This is a genomic window from Nonomuraea jiangxiensis, assembly GCF_900099965.1.
Classification (GTDB): domain Bacteria; phylum Actinomycetota; class Actinomycetes; order Streptosporangiales; family Streptosporangiaceae; genus Nonomuraea; species Nonomuraea jiangxiensis.
On record NZ_FNDJ01000019.1, the window covers coordinates 36,696 to 52,018 of the forward strand.

15 protein-coding genes are annotated in these 15,323 nt (G+C 73.1%); all 15 read left to right on the forward strand.

The window, feature by feature from the left end:
* The first annotated feature begins 22 nt into the window (after positions 1–22).
* Genes BLS95_RS35200 through BLS95_RS35265 form a run of 15 tightly spaced genes read left to right on the forward strand, consistent with a single transcriptional unit; the run spans position 23 to position 15,322 of the window.
* On the forward strand, positions 23–1,774 hold the full coding sequence (locus tag BLS95_RS35200) for an ATP-binding protein (RefSeq protein ID WP_090941655.1): 1,752 nt from the start codon (positions 23–25) through the stop codon (positions 1,772–1,774).
* Positions 1,771–2,358 (forward strand): hypothetical protein, encoded by a 588-nt coding sequence (locus tag BLS95_RS35205; protein ID WP_090941657.1) that lies wholly within the window; start codon positions 1,771–1,773, stop codon positions 2,356–2,358. The genes BLS95_RS35200 and BLS95_RS35205 overlap by 4 nt, the downstream gene beginning before the upstream one ends.
* Complete coding sequence (locus tag BLS95_RS35210; protein ID WP_090941659.1) at positions 2,318–4,489, forward strand: eCIS core domain-containing protein; 2,172 nt, start codon at positions 2,318–2,320, stop codon at positions 4,487–4,489. The genes BLS95_RS35205 and BLS95_RS35210 overlap by 41 nt, the downstream gene beginning before the upstream one ends.
* A 15-nt stretch (positions 4,490–4,504) precedes the next feature.
* Complete coding sequence (locus BLS95_RS35215) at positions 4,505–5,320, forward strand: Pvc16 family protein (protein ID WP_090941661.1); 816 nt, start codon at positions 4,505–4,507, stop codon at positions 5,318–5,320.
* Between the two features lie 19 nt (positions 5,321–5,339).
* Positions 5,340–7,295, forward strand: a complete 1,956-nt coding sequence (locus BLS95_RS35220) for a phage tail sheath family protein (RefSeq protein WP_176993556.1) — start codon at positions 5,340–5,342, stop codon at positions 7,293–7,295.
* Between the two features lie 18 nt (positions 7,296–7,313).
* Positions 7,314–7,745 (forward strand): phage tail protein, encoded by a 432-nt coding sequence (locus BLS95_RS35225; RefSeq protein WP_090941664.1) that lies wholly within the window; start codon positions 7,314–7,316, stop codon positions 7,743–7,745.
* Entirely contained in the window at positions 7,745–8,104 is a 360-nt protein-coding gene (locus tag BLS95_RS35230; protein ID WP_090941665.1) for a hypothetical protein, read from the forward strand. The genes BLS95_RS35225 and BLS95_RS35230 overlap by 1 nt, the downstream gene beginning before the upstream one ends.
* Positions 8,098–8,262 (forward strand): DUF6760 family protein, encoded by a 165-nt coding sequence (locus BLS95_RS59930; protein ID WP_425434770.1) that lies wholly within the window; start codon positions 8,098–8,100, stop codon positions 8,260–8,262. Before BLS95_RS35230 ends, BLS95_RS59930 begins: the two co-directional genes overlap by 7 nt.
* Positions 8,259–8,948 carry a hypothetical protein gene (locus BLS95_RS35235; protein WP_090941667.1) on the forward strand — a complete coding sequence of 230 codons (690 nt, stop codon included), beginning with the start codon at positions 8,259–8,261 and terminating at the stop codon, positions 8,946–8,948. The genes BLS95_RS59930 and BLS95_RS35235 overlap by 4 nt, the downstream gene beginning before the upstream one ends.
* A gap of 10 nt (positions 8,949–8,958) precedes the next feature.
* On the forward strand, positions 8,959–9,642 hold the full coding sequence (locus BLS95_RS35240; protein ID WP_090941669.1) for a CIS tube protein: 684 nt from the start codon (positions 8,959–8,961) through the stop codon (positions 9,640–9,642).
* Positions 9,639–10,772 (forward strand): phage late control D family protein, encoded by a 1,134-nt coding sequence (locus BLS95_RS35245; RefSeq protein ID WP_090941671.1) that lies wholly within the window; start codon positions 9,639–9,641, stop codon positions 10,770–10,772. Before BLS95_RS35240 ends, BLS95_RS35245 begins: the two co-directional genes overlap by 4 nt.
* Complete coding sequence (locus BLS95_RS35250; RefSeq protein ID WP_090941673.1) at positions 10,769–11,389, forward strand: phage baseplate assembly protein V; 621 nt, start codon at positions 10,769–10,771, stop codon at positions 11,387–11,389. The genes BLS95_RS35245 and BLS95_RS35250 overlap by 4 nt, the downstream gene beginning before the upstream one ends.
* A 12-nt stretch (positions 11,390–11,401) precedes the next feature.
* Entirely contained in the window at positions 11,402–11,701 is a 300-nt protein-coding gene (locus tag BLS95_RS35255; protein ID WP_090941676.1) for a PAAR domain-containing protein, read from the forward strand.
* 4 nt (positions 11,702–11,705) lie between these two features.
* Entirely contained in the window at positions 11,706–12,095 is a 390-nt protein-coding gene (locus tag BLS95_RS35260) for a GPW/gp25 family protein (RefSeq protein ID WP_090941677.1), read from the forward strand.
* Positions 12,092–15,322 (forward strand): baseplate J/gp47 family protein, encoded by a 3,231-nt coding sequence (locus tag BLS95_RS35265; RefSeq protein WP_090941679.1) that lies wholly within the window; start codon positions 12,092–12,094, stop codon positions 15,320–15,322. The genes BLS95_RS35260 and BLS95_RS35265 overlap by 4 nt, the downstream gene beginning before the upstream one ends.
* Position 15,323 lies beyond the last annotated feature (1 nt).

Here is a 15,323-nt window from a genome sequence, read left to right on the forward strand (position 1 = left end):
GGCCTGTCTAGCATCCTGAAGCATGACGGGTCTGCACGAGGGGCTCGAGCCGGCGTTGGGGCTGCTCGACAGGTTGCTCGGGCGCGCGGTCGAGGCGGTCATGGCGGTCTATGGCACCGACCACGATCCCCGCCGCGGCCTCTACCTGGATCCCGAGGAGATCGCCCGGCTGGTCCGGCTGCAGCCGCGGCTGCCCTTCCGCGCCCCGGACGAGCGCTCGCTGCTGGACCTGCTCGATCCCGGCTCCCGGCCCGCCGAGCTCGCCGCCAGGTTCCAGCTCACCGGTTTCGACCTGGGCGTGCTGGTCATCGCGCTGGCCCCCGAGCTGGATCTGCGCTACGAGCGCCTCTACGCCTTCCTGAACGACGACGTCTCCCGGCAGCGGCCGACCGTGGACCTCGCGCTCACGCTGCTGTCGGCCTCCCCCGGGGAGAAGCTCGCCCGGCTGCAGCACTTCGCCCCGGACGCGCCCCTCGTCCGCCATGGGCTGCTCAGGGTGGCCCGCTGCCGGCTCGCCGAGCCGATCCAGGTCGCCGAGCCCGTCGTCAGGCACCTGCTCGGGCTGGGCGGGCTGCCTCCGTGGTGCGAGCTCGCCGATCCGGGCGACCGGCCCGCGGAGCCCGCCCCGGGCCGGCACGTCTACCTGTCCGGCGCCGACGGCCCGGCCAAACGTGAGGTCGCGCTGGGCATCGCCGCCGCAGAACGCGCACCGCTGCTCATCCTGGACGTCGCCACTGCCGTGGAGGCCGGCTGGCCGCAGGCGCTGGAGGCCGCGCTGCTGGAAGCCGCGCTCCGCGAGGCCGTGTTCCTGGTCGACGACGTGGACGAACTCGACGACCCCGGCGCACGGCGCGCGTTCCTGCGCGCGCTCGCCGGACGTGGCGCCACCACGCTCGTCGCGGGGACGGGGGCCGCGCCGGACGGCTTCACCGAGCGTACGGTCCCCGGCCGCCGGGCCGCCCGCCGCCTGCTGGCCCGGCTCGCCCAGCGGGTCCTCCCCCGGCACGGCTGGGACGACCTCGTCCTGCCGGCCGACACGGTCGAGCAACTCCACGAGCTGTGCACCCACGTACGCCACCGCGACCAGGTGCTCGGCACCTGGGGCTTCGGCAGCGCACCCAACCCGGGACGCGGCGTGACCGCCCTGTTCAGCGGCCCCTCCGGCACCGGCAAGACCAGCGCGGCCGAGATCGTCGCCGGCGACCTCGGACTCGACCTCTACCGGATCGACCTGTCCGCGGTGGTCAGCAAATACGTCGGCGAGACCGAGAAGAACCTCAGCCGCATCTTCGACGCCGCCGAGGAATCCGGCGCCATCCTCTTCTTCGACGAATGCGACGCCCTCTACGGCAAGCGCTCCGAGGTCCGCGACTCCCACGACCGTTACGCCAACATCGAGACCGCCTTCCTCCTGCAGCGGATGGACGACTACGACGGAGTCGCGATCCTGGCCAGCAACCTGCGACAGAACATGGACGACGCCTTCACCCGCCGGCTGCGCTTCGTCATCGAGTTCCCCGTGCCCACCCGGGCCCAGCGGCTGCGGATCTGGCGCCGCCACCTGCCGGCGCAAGCCGAGGTCGAGCCCGGGCTCGACCTGGAGTCCTACGCCGAGCAGTTCAAGCTCACCGGCGGCAACATCAGGAACATCGTGCTGTCGGCCGCCTACCAGGCCGCCGCCGAAGGATGCCCGATCGGCGACCGGCACCTGCTGCACGCCACCCACCGCGAGCACCAGAAGCTCGGCCGGCCGGTGAACGGATTCCAGCCGTGAACGCCGTCGTGCTCGGCCTGCTGGAGCGGGAGTGGGAGGCGCAGTCCGGCCGGGACCGCCCGTTCGCGATCACCTGCCGGGTCACGGAGGTGCTGGAGCTGGCCTACGGCGGTGCCGTACGCGATCTTCCGGAGGCCGGCACGCCCGGTGACCTGCTGGCCGGGCTCGGTCCCGCAGCGCCCGCGCCGTGGGCGCTGCGGGTCCTGACCGCGCTGTCCGAGCTCGACCATCGGCCGGTGCCCGCGCCCGCCGAGGCCGGCACCCTGGTACGCCCCGGCCCTGCTCCCCCGCTGCCGCTCCGGCCCGGCCAGGCCGCCACCCCCGCCCGGGCGCGACAGCTCACCGTGTCCGCCGCCCGGCCCCGGATCCGCGTCACCCGGCTGGTCGGTGCGCATCTGCTGGCCGCCGGGGCCGGGTTCGGCCTCGCCATGACGTTAGGGAGTTCATCCGTCCTACTCGGCACGTTCGCCGCGGTCGCGGGCGCGTGGGCCGCACTGCTCATCCCTGCCAGGAAACCCCCCGGAGCCATTGGAGCGTTCCACGATGACGACAAGCCGGATCGCGAGGCGAACCCGCACGCGTGACCGCGCCCGCACCGTGGCCAGGCGCTCGGCCGAGCCGACGCATGGGCGCCCGGCCGAGCCGGCGGTCGTGGCCGGGCTGAGCAACCGGGCGATGGCCGGGTTCGTCCAGGCCAAGCTCGCCGTCAGCCGGCCCGGCGACCCGGCCGAGCGCGACGCCGACCGGGTGGCGGCCGAGGTGATGCGCTCGGCCGAGTTGTCCCGGCCGCCGATGCGTGTGGCGGGCTCCTGCTCCCGCTGCGCGGACGACGGCCGGCCGTGTTCGGGCTGCCAGGCGAGGCGATCGGCGGAAGGGGGCACCGGCGGGCGCCCGGTGGAAGGAGATCCCGGCGGCGGCACCGCGAGTGTGGTGATCCCGGTGGGCGGGCAGCCGCTGCGGGCGGTGGACCGGGCCTTTTTCGAGCCGCGGCTGGGCGTGGACCTGGCGGGTGTGCGCGTGCACACCGGGACGGCGGCGGGCGCGGCGGCCAGGTCGCTGCGGGCCAAGGCGTACACCGTGGGCCACGACGTGGTCTTCGGCACCGGCCGCTACGCCCCGGAGACCGTTCAGGGACGCCTCCTGCTCGCCCACGAGCTGGCGCACGTCGCCCAGCAGGGCGGCACCGTGCGCGGCACTGTGGGCGGCACTGTGCGGCGCGCTCCGGAGCAGGGGCTGTCGCTGTTCGACGCGGGCCAGGCGCTGCTGACGGGTGGCCCGGCCGCGCTGGCGGGCGAGCTGTGGCTGAGGCTGTCGCCGGAGCAGAAGACGTCCTATGTCGACAGGGCGCTGGAAGGCGCCGCGATGGTGGTCGCCAAGCTGCCGAGCGATCCGATGCTGGGCGTGCTGTGGCCGCTGTTCAGGACGGGGCTCGAAGGGTTCATCGCCCGGCTGCGCTCGCCGCGGGTCAAGGCCGAGGAGAAGGTCCGGGCGATGGACAAGATCGCCGGGATCGTGGCCGGCAGGAACCCGGAGTTCAACAAGGCCTTCCTGACGGGGGTGGCCAAGGGCTTCTTCGTCGAGGGCATGCTCGGCATCTTCGTCATGATCCGCGACGTCGTCCTGGCGATGCCGCGGATCTGGGCGTTCGTCGAGAACGTGGGCCGGACCATCGGCGGGTTCCCCGACGCCGTCGCGGACCTCCTCCGGGAGCTGCGCGGGACCTGGGAGACCCTGGTCAGCGAGTCCGGCTCGATCGCCGCGCAGGCGTGGGAGCACGCGAAGCACCCCGGCAGGGTGCTGGAGGAGCTCTCCTCGGCCTGGTCGAAGGTCAAGGACCTGGTCAGGAGCAAGGCCGGCGACCTCGCGGAGGAGCTCGTCCAGGCGGTCAACCGGCCGGGCAGCGAGGTGACCCTGGGCGAGACCACCGGCAGCGTGCTCGGACAGGGGCTCTGGGAGGTCCTCTTCGACGTGCTGACCGCGGGCGGCGGCGCGGCGGTGACCGGGGTGAAGGCCGCGCTCAAGCCGGTCATCGCCTTCTTCCAGCGGCTCGGCGGCAAGATCGCCAGCGGTTTCATGGCGCTCTTCCGGCAGGTCCACGGCCTCCTGGAACCAGCGGTCAAGTGGATCAGGAGCACGGCCGGCGCGGCCAAGGGCAAACTGGGCGAGTTCGGCGAGCGGCTCGGCGCCCTGGTCGAGAAGCTGAAGGACTTCTTCGCCCGGCTGCTCGGCGGCTGCCACGAGAGCAAGCTGACGTGCGCGTTGCCCGGCTCCCGGCGCAACAAATATCCGGAGTTCGAGCCGGTGCACCCGGGTCTCCGGCCGAAGGCGCTCGCCCAGGCCAAGAACCTCAGCAAGCAACTCGGCATCGCCATCCCGGCCGACCGGCTCCTCGACGCGCCCTGGATCGGCCGCCTCCGCAACAAGGCGGGGAAGACCCGACCGATCTCCACCAGCATGGGTTTCCTCCGCAGCGAGAGCCGCTTCTGGCGGAAGTTCGAGGAGCTCTTTTCTGAGGATTTCAAGCTCATCGGGAAGGGCCGGCGCGTCACCAAGGAGCTCGCCGCGAAATACGGCTGGGACCCCAAGTACGTGGGCGACAAGCTCGTCCATCACCACGTGGAGAACGGCCAGCTCGTGGCCGCGATCCCGGAGGGCCTGCATCACGAGCTCTCCGGCACGATCCACGCGACGGCCACCGTGGTCGGCCGGCCATGAGCCCGGGAGGACGCCGTGTTCCATGACCTCGACCTGACCCTGGCCGTGCTGCTGAGCGACGCGCCGGCGGCCGAGCTGCCGGAGCTGAACGGCGCGGACGTGAGCTTCGAGGCGCCTGACCGGGGCTTCCACCCGCCGGCCGCGACGGTCAACCTGTTCCTGCACGAGGTCAAGGAGAACCGGGTGCTCCGGCATCCGGCGCCGATCCTGCGGGACAACGTGCGGCGCCGGCCGCCGTTGCGCGCGGACTGCTCGTACCTGGTGACCACCTGGGTGCCGGGGCCGGTGGGCGCGCAGCGGGTGATCACCGAGCACCGGCTGCTGGGGCAGGCGCTGGCCTGGCTGGGCAGGTTCCCGACCCTGCCTGAGCGCTTCCTGCGGGGGTCCCTGGCCGATCCGGAGCGGATCTACCCGCTGCCCACGGCGGTGGCGCAGCTCGACCCGGCCGACCACAACGGGGACTTCTGGGCCGCCATGGGCGTCCCTCCCCGGCCGGCCTTCCAGCTCACCGTCACGATCGAGCTGGACCTGGGCTTTCCCCTGGCCGAGCATCCGGTCGCGAGCGTGGAGGTCGGGCATGCCGGCGAGCCGTACGTCGCGTTCGGCGGCCAGGTCACCGACGCGGCGGGGGCGCCGGTGCCGGGCGCGCGGGTGGAGCTCGAACCCACCGGCCGGACGGCGCACACCGACGCCGCCGGGCGCTTCGCCTTCGACCGGGTGTCACCGGGCGACGGCTACCGGCTGCACGCGGCGGCGACGGGCCACCCCCCGGTGGACCGGCCGATCGTCGTACCCGATCCGAATGGCCACTACGACCTGCGATTCCAGTAAGAGCGAGAAAGGCGAGCGGATGGCCGTACGCACCTCCTACCCCGGGGTCTACATCGACGAGTTCGCCCCGGCCCCGCCCATCCAGGGGGTGGGCACCTCGACCGCGGCGTTCGCGGGTCCCGCCGCGCGCGGGGAGATCGACGTCCCGGTGAAGGTGACCCGCTGGGAGACCTTCCAGCGGCTGTTCGGCGACCTGCCGCTGCCCGGCCGCTACCTCTGGTACGCCGTACGCGGCTTCTTCGACAACGGCGGGCAGGTCTGCTACGTCACCCGGGTCAGCAACGGCGCCTGCGCCTCCGCCGGGATCGACAACGCGGCCGGTGAGCCGGTGTTCCAGGTCAGGGCGGCGGCCCCGGGCACGGCGGGCGACGCCATCGCCGTACGGGTGCAGCACACGTCGCTGGTGTCAGGGGCGGAGCTGTACCGCCCGTCGGCCCAGGGCAAAGTCACCGGGGTCAGGCAGATCACGCTCAACACGGCGGCGGAGTCGGCGCGCTTCCGCGTGGGTGACTACGTGCGCTTCACCGGGCCGAAGACGGACCCGCGCGTCCAGGTGGTCGGCATCGGCGGCGGCGTGCTCCGCGTGGACCGGGACCTGGTCTCGGCGGTGAACGACGCGGGCACGCTCACCCTGGCGGACGTCGTACCGGGCACGACGGCGATCCGGATCAAGGCCGCCGGGCAGCTCGCCGAGGGCGCGCTCGTGCCCGGCAGCACGCTGACGGTGACCCAGGGCACGGTCACCGAGACGGTGATCGCGCAGGAGGTGCGGCAGGAAGGCCGGGTGCAGTCCGGGGCCTGGGTCTACGGCGTCACGCTCAGGCAGGGGGTCGCGCACGGGCTGACCCTCGATCCGGCCGCGGCGGCGCCGGGGGTGAGCTCCCGCGAGTTCACCATGACCGTCGGCTCGGCCGTCTACCGGGACCTGGCGCTCGATCCGGCCCACCCCCGCTACTACCTGCCGCTGGTGAACGGCGGCCCGGTCGTCGTACGGCCGGCCGATCCGGCTCCGGCGGACGGTTTCCCGGCGGCCGGGAGCACGAATCTGGCGGACGGCGTGGACGAGGACCTGAGCACCCTGGACGCGGGCGACTACCTCCGCGCGCTGACGGCCCTGCGGCCGATCGACGACGTCAACCTGCTGGCCGTACCCGACGCGGCGGACCTGCCGGACGCCGACACGCTGGCGGTGCAACGCCGGATCGTGGAGGACTGCGAGCTGCTGATGGACCGGTTCGGCGTGCTGGATCCGCAGGCCCGCGACCTGCCGCCGTTCGGCGCGGGATCGGCCGCGGGCATCGACACCCAGCGGCGCACGCTGAGCTCGGCCCGGGGGTACGCGGCGCTGTACTACCCGTGGATCAAGGTCCTGGCGGCCGACGGCGGTCCGCCGGTGCTCGTCCCGCCGTCGGGTCACGTCTGCGGCGCGATCGCCAGGGTGGACAACACCGCCGGGGTCTTCAAGGCCCCCGCCAACGTCTACCTCAACGGCGCCCTCGACATCCAGGCCAACGGCAACCTCATCGACGCCGAGCACGGCGAGCTCAACCTGATGGGCATCAACGTCATCCGGGTGCAGCAGGGCGGCCGGCCCCTGCTCATGGGCGCCAGGACCATCGCCGACGACCTCAACTGGCAGTACGTCAGCGTCCGCCGCCTGTTCCTGTTCCTGGAGGAGTCGATCCAGCAGGGCATCGGCTGGGCGGTCTTCGAGCCGAACAACCTGGAGCTGTGGCAGAAGCTCAAGCGCGCGCTCAACGCCTTCCTGCACCGGCAGTGGCAGGACGGCGCGCTGTTCGGCGCCACCGCGGACGACGCCTTCGAGGTGCGGATCGACGAGGCGCTCAACCCGCCGGACGAGCAGCGGCTGGGCCGGCTGCACATCAGGATCGCGCTGCGCCCCACCTACCCCGCCGAGTTCGTCGTGGTCCACATCGGGATCTGGGACGGCGGCGCCGAGATCAGCGAAGGCTGAGAGAGAGGAGAGCAGGCCATGCCCAGGCCAGTGGATCCGTACCGGAGCTTCAACTTCCACGTCGAGATCGACGGCATCACGCAGGCGGGGTTCACCGAGTGCACCGGGTTCTCCGCGTCCGTCGACCCGGCCGACTATCGCGAGGGTAAGGACGGCCCTGCCATCAGGAAACTCCCGAACCTCGCCAAATACTCCAACCTCACGCTCAAATGGGGGCTGACCGACTCGCGGGACCTGTTCGACTGGTTCGTCGACGTGACCATCGGCAAGATCAGCCGCCGGAACGGCTCGATCATCGTCTACGACCTCGACGGCATGACCGAGAAGGTCCGCTGGAACTTCTTCGAGGCCTGGCCCACCAAGTGGGACGGCCCCGACTTCAACGCCACGGGCACCGCCGTCGCCATCGACACGCTCGAAATCGCCTACGAGCGGCTGAGGAGAGAGTAGTGATCGCCACCGAACGCCCCTTCCGGCTGCCCGTCGGCTATCTCGACGAGGAGGGCACCTTCCACCGCGACGGCGTCATGCGCATGGCGACGGCGGCGGACGAGATCCTGCCGCTGCGCGACCCGCGGGTGCAGGGCAACGAGGCCTACCTCATCGTCATCCTGCTCTCCCGGGTGATCACCCGGCTCGGCACCCTGGAGGCGGTCACGCCCAAGGTCATCGAGAGCGTCTTCGCCGCCGACCTCGCCTACCTGCAGGACTTCTACAACGAGGTCAACCTGACCGGCGAGGCGCGGGCCGCGTGCCCCTCCTGCGAGCACCGGGCTGAACTGGAGGTGAGCGGTGCGGGGGGATCGTAGGCTACCCCCTCGACTCCCTCTACGGGGAGGTAGCCTTCCTCGCCTACCACTTCCACTGGCCGCTCCCCGACCTGCTCGACCTGGAGCACGCGGACCGGCGGCGGTGGGTGGCCGAGGTGTCGGCCATCAACCGGCGCATGGTGGAGACGGACGGGTGAACCGCTGGGTCGCCTGGGCCGCCCGGCTGGCGGCCCGCCGGGGGCGCCGGCCGGTGCGCCGCCCGGTCGCGCCGCTGGTCCTGCTCCGCCTGTGGCGTCCGGTGCCGGGCGGCAGGCGCCATACGTTCTCCGCGAACATCCGCGTCGTCACCCGTGCGGTCCTCCTCACCGGCCCCGCGCGGTCGGCGGTGGTCCCGCTCCGCGCGGTGCGCATCCGGCCGGTCGGGCTGACCGTTCGGGGCACGCGGACGACCACCGTCCTCACCCCGCACCGGACCGCTCGCGAGCGGCACGCGGGCTCCCCGCTGACGCGCCGTGACGGTGTCCGGTTCACGGCGCCGCTCCGCCACGACAGCACCCGGTCCACGGCGCCGCAGCGCCGCCACACCCGCGTCGAACGGCCCGCGCGCGAGTGGCGCGGCCAGGTCGGCTCGCCGGGCACGCACGCGCCGGTCCCGGCCGGTCCCGTGGTGGCGGTGAGGCAGGCCGTTCCCTCGGGGCGGCCGCAGCAGGCTGTGCCCGGGCCGATGGTCACGGGGGCGTTGCGGCAGGCCGTACCGGAGGCGGAGCCACGGGTGACGGAGGCGCGAGCGCCCGCGCTGGATCTGGAGCGGATCGCCGACGACGTGCTGCGCCGCATCGACCGGCGGATCGTCGCGCACCGGGAACGGCTGGGACGGATCTGAGGGAGCCACGATGCCGCTGGAGAGGTTGACGATCACCCCGCTGGACGCGACGGGACGCCCGCAGGCCGGCCGCCGGGTCAAGGTCCGCTACAACCCGGAGGAGTTCACGGTCAGCAAGGACAACGCCTTCGCCGTGCAGGGCGTGCCCGGCCTGGGCTCGCCGATCGTGCAGTTCGTCAGCGGCAACCAGCGCACGCTGGAGATCGAGCTCTTCTTCGACACCTACGACAACGAACAGCTGCCCAAGACCGACGTCAGGACGGAGACCGGGCAGGTCGCCGCGTTCATGGAGCTGGACTCCGATCTGCACGCGCCGCCGGTGGTCGAGGTGGCGATGGCGGCCTGGAGTTTCCGCGGCGTGCTGACCAGGGCCAGCCAGCGCTACATCCTGTTCATGCCCGACGGCACCCCGGTGCGGGCCCGGATGTCCTGCACGTTCATCGAGTACGTGGACCAGGAGCAGGCGGCCAGGGCGGCCAACCTGCAGACCGCCGACTACAGCAAGCAGCACGTCGTCGCCGGTGACGAGACGCTCTCCTCGATCGCCGCCCGGCTCTACGGCGACGCGGCCAAGTGGCGGCCGATCGCGCTGGCCAACGGCCTGGCCGACCCCCGCGAGATCGCGCCGGGCGACGCGCTGCACGTGCCCGCCCTGCCCTACGTCAACCCGGTGACCTGGGAGGTGGAGGAGTGAAGCAGTACGCGCCCGCCTTCACCGTCACCGTCGGCGGCCGGCCCCTGCCGCCGGCGATGCGCGCGAGCGTCACCGCCATCCGCTATCAGGACGGGCTGGAAGGGGCGAACCGGCTGGAGGTGAGCATCGCCGACGAGCGACTGCGCTGGCTGGACGATCCGCTGCTCGCCGTGGACGCGCCGGTCGAGCTGAGCCTGGGTTATGCCGCCGACCCGCTGGAGATCGTCTTCACCGGCGAGATCACCGGCGTGGACGCGGCCTTCCCCTCCTCGGGGCCGCCGACCCTCACGGTCGTCGCCCACGACTTCATGCAGCGGATGACGATCGGGGCCAGGGACCGGGCATTCGCCATCAGCCTGCCGTGCATCGGGAAGTTCCCGCTGCCCGACCCGGTGATCGCCGCGGCGGTCTCGGCGACCGACCTGCTGGTCCCGGTTGTCGATCCGGTGGGCGCGGCGCTGTCGTTCCTGACGCTGCTGGCCATGTACGCGATCAACCCCGCCGACGCGGCCCGGTCGATCCGCATCCAGCAGGGGCAGAGCGACTTCGAGTTCCTGTCCGGGATCGCGCGGGAGAACGGCTGGGACATGTTCATCGACCACACCGCCGCCCCGCGCGGCCACGTGCTGCGCTTCCAGTTCACCGGGCAGGACGCCGCCCCCGCGGCCACGCTGCGCTGGGGCGAGTCCATCGTGGACTTCAGCCCGCGCATCACCACGGTCGGCCAGGTGGCCACGGTGTCCAGCCGGATCTGGGTGTCGGCGATCAACGCCGAGTTCGTGGTGTCGCTCGGCTGGGACTACGACCGAGGCCGCTTCGACCTGCAGGTCTATCCGGGGCTCCGCTATCCGGAGGCCGCGCGGACCGGGTCGCTGACCGTCGATGCGGACGGCCCTGCCACCGCGCCCCGCAAGATCCTGGGCGAGCTGATCCCCCGGCTGAACAACCGGCTCACCGGGAGCGGCACGGCCATCGGCGACACCCGGATCAAGGCGGGCCGGCTGATCTCGCTGGACGGCCTCGGCGCCCGGTTCGGCGGTCTCTACCGGGTCACCCAGGCCACCCACACCGTCGACGCCAGTGGCTATCGCACCGCGTTCGAGGTGCGCAAGGAGGTCTGGTTCCGATGAGGCTGTACGACTCGGGCGAGAAGAGCGCCGAGCCCACCTCGACGCGGCTGCTCAGCGGTGTGGTGGTCAACGACTGCGAGGCGCTGCCCCAGGGCAACGTCCTGGTCCGGGTGCCCGCACTCGACCAGGAGATCTGGGCCCGCCTGGTGGCGGCGGGCGGCGGCCCGGGATCGGGCTTGTTCTTCCAGCCCAGGATCGGCGACGAGGTGCTGATCGGCGTGACCGGTGCCGAGGCGTTCGTGCTGGGCGGGATGTACAGCCTGGTCAACAGCCCACCGGTGGGCAATCCTCTCGACGCCAGGACCAAGCGGGTCATCAAGAGCGGCCTGACCGGCGGGATCGGGGGGCACCGCATCGAGCTGGACGACGCCCGGCAGAGCATCTCCATCAGCTGCGCCACCGGGCACGAGATCACGGTGGGGCCGGCCGAGATCGAGCTGACCAACCCGGCGGGCTCACTGAAGATCACCCTGCGGGACGGCGACCAGACCGTCGTGATCAGCGGGGTCAACATCGAGCTCAGCGCCACGGCCAAGCTCACGCTGAGCGCCGGCCTGATCGACATCACCGCGAAGGGCCCGCTCGTCCAGCAGGGCAAGCCCATCAAGATCAATTAGGGGAGGACCCGGATGTTTCCAGCCGCCCGTCTCGGCGACCCGACCGGCCACGGCACCCCGCTGACGCCCGGCCCGCCGGGCTGCAGCCCCGACGTGCTCATCGGCGGCCTGCCCGCCTGGCGGGTGGGCGACGTGCACGTATGCCCGCTGGTCACCGTCCTGGTCCCGCACGTCGGGGGCGCGGTGGTCATGGGCAGCCGTACCGTGCTGATCAACGGGCGGCCCGCCGTACGGGCCGGGGACCAGCTGGTGGAGAGCGGCCCGCCCAACCCGATCGCCGCCGGGTGCCCGACCGTGCTGATCGGCGGGTGAGCCGATGCCGGACTTCCTGGGCGTGGGCTGGGCCTTCCCGCCCGGCGTGACTCCGGCGGGCCAGACCGCGACCGCCTCCCATGAGGAGGACGTACGGCAGGCGATCCTCATCATCCTGGGCACCGATCCCGGGGAGCGGGTGATGCGCCCGGACTTCGGCGCCGGGCTGTCCGCCTTCGTCTTCGAGCCGGTCACCCCGGTCACCCTGGCCGGGATCGAGGACCGGGTACGCGAGTCCCTGATCACCTGGGAGCCGCGCATCGACGTGGAGTCGGTGGCGTGCCTGCCGGAACGTTCCAGGGTGGACGTGGAGATCCGCTACCGGGTGCGGGCCACCAACACCCTGCACAACCTCGTCTACCCCTTCTACCTGGAGGAAGGTGCGGGGCGGTGAACCTCGGCGACCTGCGGCCCGGCTACGTCCCCGAGTGGACGCCGGGCGAGCACGACCCCGGCGCGGCGCTGCTCGACATCGCGGCCCGCTATCTGGCGATCATCGAGGAGCGGCTCGGCCTGGCGCCGGACAAGCACTACGCCGTCCTGCTCGACCTGCTCGGCGTCCGGCCGTGCCCCGCCAGGCCCGCCTCGGCCACCGTGGTGGTCACCCTGGCCGAGGGCGCGCCGGACGCCCGGTTGCCCGCCGGCACCCGGCTCGCCGCGCCGCCGCCACCGGGCGGGCAGGCGCAGATCAGTTTCGAGACGGAGCAGGCGGTGGGGCTGGCGGGCGCCCGGCTGGCCGAGGTGGTCAGCCTGTGGCCGGGGCGCGACCAGTACGTCGCGCACGATCCCGCGGGGCCGCTGCGGCCGTTCGACCCCCGGCTGCTGCGGAACACCCCGCACCTGCTCTACCTCGCCCACGACCGGCTGCTCGACCTCGGCGGGCGGGCCGAGGTCACCGTCGGCTTCGATCTGAGCACCCCTTCCGACCGGCCGCTCGACCTGGCCTGGGAATACTGGGACGGGGCGGACTGGCGGCCGTTCCTGGACGCGAGCGACTCCTGCGCCGGGCTGACCCGCGACGGCAGCTACGTCCTGCGGGCCGAGTGCGCGAAGTCCAAGCCGGGCGAGGTGGACGGCGTGCGGTCCCGGTGGATCCGGGCGCGGCTGGAGGAGACCCTCCCGGCGGACCCGGCGAGGGTGCTGCCCGAGGTGTCGGCGGTGACCCTGTCCACCACGCTCACCCGTTCGTACGCGTCCATCTGGCGGGTGGGTGAGCGGGTGGGGGGCCGTGACGGCAAGGTCCTGGTCCGGCTCCGGGACGGGGGCGGCGTGCCGCTGGCCGGGGTGCCGGTGTCGCTGCTGGAGCGGCCCTCGACCGAGGACCCGGCCACGGACCCGACCGACTCCGCCGACGGCCCGCCCAGCGATCCGACGGGAGACCTCATAGGCGGGTCGATCAGCGGTCCGACGGGAAACCTGATCGGCGGGTCGACCTGCGGTCCGATCGGCGACCTCATCGGCGGTCCGACCGGCGACCTCGTCGACGGCGCGACCGACGTCAACGGCGAGGTGGTCCTGGACGCGGAGGCGGGGGACACCGTCGTGGTGCGGCTGGGCGGCTTCCCGCAGGAGCACCGGCTCGACCGCGGCGACGTGACCGTGACCTTCGGCCTCGACCTGGCGGCCCCGGAGCAGGCCGTCGCGGACGGGGTCGAGGTGGACCTGTCCAGGCCGTTCCATCCGCTGGGCGTGCAGCCGCAGCCGGGTGCGGCCCTCTACATGCGCAGCGAGGAGGCGCTCGGCCGGCCGGGCGCGCGGGTGCGGGTCTACCTGCGGCCGGCCCGTACGCCGGAGGACGAGCTGACCCCGCCGACCGGCGCGAAGCCGCTGCCCCACCTGGTGAGCTGGGAGTACTTCGACGGCAACGGCTGGCGGGCGCTGCCGGTGGACGGCACGGGCGACGCGCCGGGCGCGTTCAGGGGACACGGGTTCTTCGAGCTGACCGTGCCGCGCGACCTGTCGGAGACCGAGGTGAACGGGCAGCGCGGCAGGTGGCTGCGGGCCAGGCTGCTCAGCGGCGGGTACGGCGTGGTCCGCACGCTGGAGGGCGGGCTGGAGTTCGTCGTGGGCCAGCCGCCGGTGCTGGCCGATCTCCGGTTCGGCTACACCTGGCAGGACGGGCCGGTCGCCCCCGAGACCTTCCGTACCTACAACGACTTCGCCTACGGCCGGGCCGCGACCCCGTTCTCCCCGGTGTCGGACGAGACGCCCGCGCTCTACCTGGGCTTCGACCGCAAGCTGCCGGTCGATGACGTCGGGCTGCTCCTCGACCTGGCCGACGAGCCCGACGCCCCGCTACTGGCCTGGGAATACTTCGACGGCCTCAACTGGAACGAGCTCGCCGTGGCGGACGGCACCCTCAACCTGTCGGTGCCCGGCACGGTCCGGCTCATCGGCCCGGAAGGCAGCCGGGCGCACCCCCGCTTCGGCGAGTCCCGCCACTGGCTGCGTGCCCGCCTCGCCCAGGACGGCCCGCCGGGGCAGCCCGAGGTCCACGCCATCCACCTCAACGCGGTGCCGGTGGCGCAGCGGCAGACCGTGACCGGCGAGCCGCTCGGCGTCAGCACCGGTACGCCCGGCCAGTCCTTCCCCTTCCGGGTGCTGCCGCTGCTGCCCGGCCCGGGGATCGAGGTGCGGGAACTGTCCGGCAGGCGGGCGGAGGTCGAGTGGCGCGCCCTCGCGGCCACGACCTCTCCACCCCCACAGGGCACCGGCTCGCCGCGGCTGGTCCACGACCGGCTCGGGCGGGTGACGGAGGTCTGGATGACCTGGCAGGACCGGCCGGACCTGCGGGCGTCCGGGCCCGCCGACCGGCACTTCGCCGTCGACCACCACCGGGGGCTGGTGCTGTTCGGTGACGGCCGGCACGGCATGGTGCCGCCGGACGGCGCGGCCGTCGTCGCGACCGCCTACCACGCGGGTGGCGGGCCCGAGGGCAATCTGCCGCCGCACAGCATCACCCAGGTCCTTGGCGCGGCGGTGGCCATCGAGACGGTGGACAATCCGGGCGCGGCCGACGGCGGGTCCTCGCCAGAGCCGGTGGCGGCCCTGCTCCGCCGGGGCCCCGGCCTCATCCACGCCCGGGGGCGGGCCACCACCGCCTCGGATTACGCGGCGCTCGCCCTGTCCCTGCCGGCCGTCGCCGGCGCGTGGGCGTACCCGTGCCTGGACGTGTCCGGACGGGCCGCCGCCGGGTGGGTGACCGTCGTGGTCATCCCGCACAGCACCGAGCCGCGGCCGTACCCGTCGCCGGCGTTGCGCGAGGAGGTGGCGCGCACGCTCGCGGCCCGCGCCCCCGCCACGGCCAGGCTCAACGTGACCGGGCCCGACTACCTGCCGGTGGACGTCACGGTGACGCTCGTACCGCGCTCGCGGTCCGCGGCCGGGGCGGTGGAGCAGGCCGCCCGCCAGGCGATCAACGGCTTCTTCCAGCCACGCGACGGCAGCGGGGACGTCCCGGTGGCCCGGCTGGCCGCCCTGCTGGAAGGGCTGGACGGGGTCGACCACCTGGAGGAACTGGTCCTGACGGCACGCGGCGTGAGCCACGCCGACAACGTGCCGGTGCCGGACGGCCGGCTAGCCACCGCCGGCGACGTCCGCCTGAACGTGATCGGAGGCTGAC